The 5,960-nt window shown below is 44.7% G+C and carries 4 protein-coding genes; 3 read left to right on the plus strand and 1 reads right to left on the minus strand.

Features of this window, described 5'->3' with window-relative positions:
- Positions 1-68: 68 nt before the first annotated feature.
- Complete coding sequence (locus NJ959_RS24585; RefSeq protein WP_254014385.1) at positions 69-554, minus strand: hypothetical protein; 486 nt, start codon at positions 552-554, stop codon at positions 69-71.
- Between the two features lie 195 nt (positions 555-749).
- Here NJ959_RS24585 and hetZ point away from each other — a divergent pair, with 195 nt between their 5' ends.
- From hetZ to NJ959_RS24600, 3 genes are all read left to right on the plus strand, one after another.
- Positions 750-1,922, plus strand: a complete 1,173-nt coding sequence (gene hetZ / locus NJ959_RS24590) for a heterocyst differentiation protein HetZ (RefSeq protein ID WP_256529734.1) — start codon at positions 750-752, stop codon at positions 1,920-1,922.
- Positions 1,915-2,994 carry a hypothetical protein gene (locus tag NJ959_RS24595; RefSeq protein WP_254014386.1) on the plus strand — a complete coding sequence of 360 codons (1,080 nt, stop codon included), beginning with the start codon at positions 1,915-1,917 and terminating at the stop codon, positions 2,992-2,994. Before hetZ ends, NJ959_RS24595 begins: the two co-directional genes overlap by 8 nt.
- A gap of 349 nt (positions 2,995-3,343) precedes the next feature.
- The gene (locus NJ959_RS24600; protein ID WP_254014387.1) at positions 3,344-5,671 is read left to right on the plus strand and encodes a transglutaminase TgpA family protein; all 2,328 of its coding nucleotides are present in this window, start codon (positions 3,344-3,346) and stop codon (positions 5,669-5,671) included.
- Positions 5,672-5,960 lie beyond the last annotated feature (289 nt).

Raw genomic sequence — 5,960 nt, forward strand, 5'->3', positions numbered from 1 at the left:
GTTTTAATTCAAAACTCAAAACTCAAAACTCAAAACTCAAAACTCTCTTCCCCACCCAGAATTTCGACTCAAGCAATATTTGGGGGTATATTGCTAGGATATGATCTAGGTGTTAAATGAGTTTGTTGGATTTGAGTTTGAATTAAGCGTTGTAGGTCATCTCGACGCACTTCGGTTCCGGCGGCTAAATTACCAGGTGTATCAAAAAAAACTATACTAGTTACGGTTTCCAGTGCTAACATCTGGAACAGTATGTGAGTGACCGCTACGGGCACTGCTATTACTTGCGGGTCCCAACTAGATTGAAAATCCCCAGCATCCGCAAGTGTAGGGAAAGCATAGATAACATTTTTCTCAACATCCGGCTGGGCGCGATTACTTAGGGTAGTCACCACCCATCCCTCGTCAAGGGTTTGGAGAATATGATACTCCAAGTGTTTAAGCTGGCTAGCAAGGAGTTTGAGAATAGGGGAAATAGCCTCAACCATTTGGGGCGTTGTCCCGTCGCGGGGGGCATGATCGATCAGGAGTTGTATTTGTTGTGCTAAATCCATGTTTGAGCTGGAAAGTAGGGCAATTGTGCTGCTATTTAAGAGTCTAAACCGGGGAATGGGGAATGGAACAGCGGACTTTGGACTAAAATTACCAACGGAGATGTATAGTATTGGCGACCTTTGGGTAGCTTTGTCTAGGTTTCTCTGAGCGGTAGTAACCAATAACCAATTGTGTGTTAAGGTCGTTTTTGACTAATGAAGATCGTGAGGGAAGTCTGCCAGGGCGTGGAGACAATCTTTCAACTACTATATGAAGAACTCCGGCAGTCCACTAATGCCTCGGAGCAGAATTGTCGTGAGGTGGCGGAGCGTTTAGCTTCGGAAGTCACTCGCATCTGTAACGAGAGCAATCGGATTCAGACTTCTGGAGATGTTGAAAGCTGGGCGAAGACGCTAGCAAATCATCGACTCAAGCAAGTCTTGGGGTATTACCAACTGGGTTCTCACCGAGGAAGGGTAGAACTTCAGAGTACGCTATCTGCGATCGTGTACCGCTACATTACACCATCTAAAACCCCAGGTAGCTACCAATCTCGCGTTACCCTAATTGAAGATTTTTTACAAGGATTTGCGATCGAAGCATTGAATGCCTTTCGGCGAGAAACCTCACTTAACGAAAAGTATCGCCCCCATACCCTTTTGGAGTTGGCGGAATACATGGCCTTTACCGAAAGGTATGGCAAGCGCCGCATTCCCTTACCCAATCGTAACTCCCAGCAATTGCTGATTCTCAGGGCACAGACATTTTCCCAACAGCAACCGCCAGAAACCTCGGTCGATATGGATACAGCAGCCGAAGGCGGTGCTACAGATTCCGATAATACCTGGAATGACCCGGCGATTCAGCAGGTGCGGGAAGTGATGGTGGCATCTGAACCGGAGCCGATAGAAGGCAACCTGCGAGAAAAAGTAATTGAGGAATTATTTGCTTATTTAGAAGAAAAGCAGCAACAAGACTGCGCTGACTATTTTACCCTGCGCCTGAAAGACCTCCCCACTAGTGAAATTGAGGAAATTTTGGGTATCACCCCCAGAGAAAGGGACTATTTGCAGCAGCGCTTTAAATACCATTTGATTCGGTTTGCCCTGTCTCACCGCTGGGAATTAGTCCATCAGTGGTTGGAAGCAGATTTGGAAAAGAATCTGGGGTTAACTCCTCAAGAGTGGGAGCTATTTCAGAGCAAATTGACAGCGGATAGGAGACAATTACTGCAACTGAAGCAAGAAGGGAAATCCCCTCACGAAATTGCTCAGGTTTTAAAATGTACGGTTACCCAAGTCGAAAAGCGATGGTTTAAACTGCTTGAGAGAGCTTGGGAGATTCGCAATCGTTCAGTATCCGGATCAGGTGCATCTACAGATGAATAGTGACATAAACAATAACTCGGATCTCTATAGTCGCCTAATTGATTGGCTACTAGAAGATCCCATTCCCGCTGCTTCAGGATCAGCAGACGGGCTGACCCCTGGTCATGTCCCTCAAGGTGAAACTACAGCAGCGGATTTTCAATTGGATCGTTTTGATTTAGACCCTTTGGATTTAGAAGACGTGAACATTGCGCCAACCAAACCACAAAACCCCGAACGAGGAAGGGGAAATGATAACCCCAATCCCGATCCCGTTGAACCTGGCGGTGCTAGCCGTCGCTACAATTTGGGAGAAATGCCAACCGTAGAAAACCGTTTTGAGTCGATCATCAAGCGGAAACTTAAGGAAGAAATCGAACGCCGTCCTCCCCTATTTCCCTGGGAGACAGAAATTGGTGACTACGAACCGGATTTCCCGGAAACTGTTCCAGATACCTGGATTAGACCAGCCCATTTGTGGTTACCTCAGCTTGACAAGCTGGCTTTACCTGTACCGCTCCCGGAAATTGTTTTAGCACAATTGCTGGATGCTTGTGCGGAAGTCATGTCCTATCGAAATCAGATTGGTAGGAAAATGGTTAAAGCTGTGGAAAGCTTATTTCCTGGCGAATCCCAATCGATCAACTTCTGGACTGAACGATTGCTTTTGGGGTATTTTCGTTCGGTAGACCAACTCGCCTCTCCCCCTTATGAGGAGGCGACTGTTGAGCAACAAATGCTCTTGGCTTTGTTAGCAGCCAAAGAAATTATCAGCACGCTAACTGTACCAATTTCTCCGCTCCATGCCACTGTAGAACGTCAGTGGCAGACTACTGCTGGTATTGTAACTGTTCAAGCAGAATACCAGAAGCAACAAGGAGTTCCTAAACTCCGCGTTACCGCTCGTTTACCTCGCGGTGGTAGTTTGACCTTACGGACTCCCCAGGCATCAGCCGTTTCGCAACGCACCTACCCCGGCTACCTGAGTGTTGAATCCTTTGATTTGGAACCGCACCAAATCTATCCGCTAGAAATTCGATTCCATGACTCCGAACAGAGTCCGTTAGTTTTCGCCATCTACCCGACGGTGTAATTTAGTATTCCCTACGATTGTTGGGAGATTCTCTCACTCCCTACCTAAGTTGGAAAAAAAATCAAGCAGTCGGTGAATAATAATTTTTGATTTGGGAATGATTTAGCTCTAGAGGTTCTACATTAGAATGTAACTTGGTATAACTTAGATCTTGCACGCCTGTGACTAGAAGTCGCCGCTACACAGACAAAACCCACCTACGTGGGTTTAAAAGCCTTGATTTTCTGTTAGTCCGCGTCGGGAGACTTGGTTTCTCTAGCCGCGATTTCTAATCGCCAGGACTAGGTGCAAAATCTCAGTATAAAATCAAAAGTTTTCTCTCGCTTTCCCTTGCTATCAGCGAATCGCTATGTCTAATACTTCAGGGACAAGGCACTCACAGGGTCTACTTAGTTTTAATCAGTTGTGGCATCGTCTCCAAAGGATGCCACCTCCTAAAACTGAAAATTCAATCTGGCTAAGGGTGCTGGTACAGGGATTAGTAATTATCGGGATTGTCGCTACTGATATTGCTGCTGACACTCAGATGAGTTTTTGGGCAGTACCTCTGAGTATTGTTGGGGCAATTTGGAGTTGGTATCGCCGCAGCAATCGCAATATTGCGGTTAAATTTTTCCTGGCGATGGGGATGTTGCTGTCCATGGGGTCATTTTTTCAGAATTTATTAGGTAACCTGAATGATACCCGTTTGGTTTTGGCTCAGTTATTAATTCAAGTGCAAGTTTTGCACAGTTTTGACTTACCCCGCCGCAAGGATTTAGGCTATTCAATGGTAATTGGTCTGATTCTCTTGGGTGTGGCGGGGACTCTAAGTCAGACGCTGGCGTTTGCTCCGTTATTGTTGGTATTTTTAGCGATCGCACTTCCTGTTCTCATCTTAGACTATCAGTCGCGCCTCGGTCTAGCTCCCCAGCCAAAACGCCAAAAGTCTCCGACTAAAGGGAAACCGTCTTCACTTCTTTCTTTCAAACGTTTAAGTTTATTTTTACTGGTAATTATTGGGCTAGGATTAGCAATTTTTGCCCTAATGCCTCGGTTTCCAGGTTATCAACTCCAAACTTTTCCAGTCAGTGCGCCTATTGAACTAAAAAATAAGAATTTTGAGTCCACAAATCGCGGTATTGTCAATCCAGGATATGGACGGAATGGCAAGGAAGGTAGTGGTGGTAGTGGGAAAGATAAGAGCAGTGGTCCTGGTGAAATGGATGAGGCTTTTTATTATGGTTTTGGTAGTAAAATTAATCAGAATCTGCGAGGTGAATTAAAACCAAAGGTGGTATTGCGAGTCCGTTCCCAAGCACCAGGATTTTGGCGGGTACAAGCATTTGACCATTACACTGGTCAAGGATGGGAAATTTCTCGCGAGGATAAGGTACAGGAAGTAACTCGTCCACCATGGTCTTATCGTTTCCAACTTTATCCTACTGTCTTTAATATTGGTCGCACGAAAGAGGTAATTCAAAGTTACACTGCGGTATCAGAATTACCGAATATTATTCCTGCTTTATCTTATCCCAAAGAACTTTTCTTTCCTACTGAAGAAATCGCTATTGATACAGAAGGGAGTTTGCGATCGCCCCTAGGATTACTGGAAGGACTAACCTATACGGTAGTGTCAGATGTGCCATTGCGCGATCGCACTCGTCTCCAAAACTCTCCCAATGACTACCCCAATACCATTAAACAATACTACCTAGACGTTCCACCGGAAATTGCCGATCGGGTTCGACAAAAAGCTGAACAAATATTAGCTAAATCCCCTAATCCTTTTACTTCATCTTATGAAAAAGTACTCTATTTAACTCAAGCACTAAAGCAACTTTATCGAATTCCCGAAGATCCCTTTGGCTTCCCATATTTAGGAGAAAATGAAGATTTAGTTGAATCTTTTCTCTTTAAACAGGAAGGCGGTTATCCCGACCATTTTTCTACCGCATTAACAATAATGCTCCGTTCCCTAGGCATTCCAGCACGATTAGTAGTGGGATTTGGTACTGGTCAATTTAATCCATTTACCGGATTATATATTGTCAAAAATGTCGATGCTTATGCGATGACTGAGGTATATTTCCCTAACTACGGTTGGTTTGCATTCGATCCAATTCCTGGACATGAATTGTTTCCTCCCAGTGTAGAAGATACAGAATATTTTGGAGTATTACAACAGTTTTGGAAGTGGATTGCGGGTTGGTTGCCTTCTCCGGTTACTAGTTTCGTTGGTGCTTTGTGGAATCGGATAATTGGTTTTATAATAGGAGGAATCGTTTGGCTGTGGCGGATTTTCTCTAGTGGGTGGGTGGGTTTGTTTACGGGTTTGATTTCTGCGATCGCACTTGGTTTTATCGGTTGGCTAGGTTGGGGACAATTCCAAGCTTGGCGCTATCGTCGCTGGTTAGCTAAATTACCGCCAATGGAAAGTCTTTATCAGCAAATGTTGAAGGTTTTGGGGACGAAAGGCTATATTAAGCATCCGGCTCAGACTCCCTTAGAATATGCTAGTAGTATCCGTCAACAGCAGCCTGATGATTCGGCTGATGCGATCGAGGAAATTTCTCATGCTTATGTGAGATGGCGCTATGGTTTGGTGACTCCGAATATTCAGGAATTGCGAGTGCGATTGCGGGATTTGGTTAAAAGTAATCAGCGGTTGGAGAATAAAAGAATAGCGAGGAGTTAAGTTTCATCAAGTTCTGTAGGTGTAGATACTGTTACCAGATGTATCGGGTTCATTATCTCAGATTCATGGTGGACAAATTTCCAGAAAAGGAGAGCTAATATGAGTTTTTATCCTCAACTCGACAATCTCACCCTCATGTAAGACAAGCTGCACAAACTGCGATTGAGATACTTGAACGCAACTCCGTATGAGTCTCCAGAGTTTTGCCCTCTCCCAACCCCCCCTCTCCCTCAAAACAAAGTACTTAACATAACTTAACAAATCCACAAACGGCTGAAAGTGGCTTAAC

It is taken from the genome of Limnofasciculus baicalensis BBK-W-15, from assembly GCF_024178385.1.
Classification (GTDB): domain Bacteria; phylum Cyanobacteriota; class Cyanobacteriia; order Cyanobacteriales; family Coleofasciculaceae; genus Limnofasciculus; species Limnofasciculus baicalensis.

Bases quoted from the DNA above. Each gene is read 5' to 3' on its own strand.
- NJ959_RS24585 (WP_254014385.1), bottom strand. From the start codon at position 554: ATGGATTTAGCACAACAAATACAACTCCTGATCGATCATGCCCCCCGC.
- hetZ (WP_256529734.1), top strand. From the start codon at position 750: ATGAAGATCGTGAGGGAAGTCTGCCAGGGCGTGGAGACAATCTTTCAA.
- NJ959_RS24595 (WP_254014386.1), top strand. From the start codon at position 1,915: ATGAATAGTGACATAAACAATAACTCGGATCTCTATAGTCGCCTAATT.
- NJ959_RS24600 (WP_254014387.1), top strand. From the start codon at position 3,344: ATGTCTAATACTTCAGGGACAAGGCACTCACAGGGTCTACTTAGTTTT.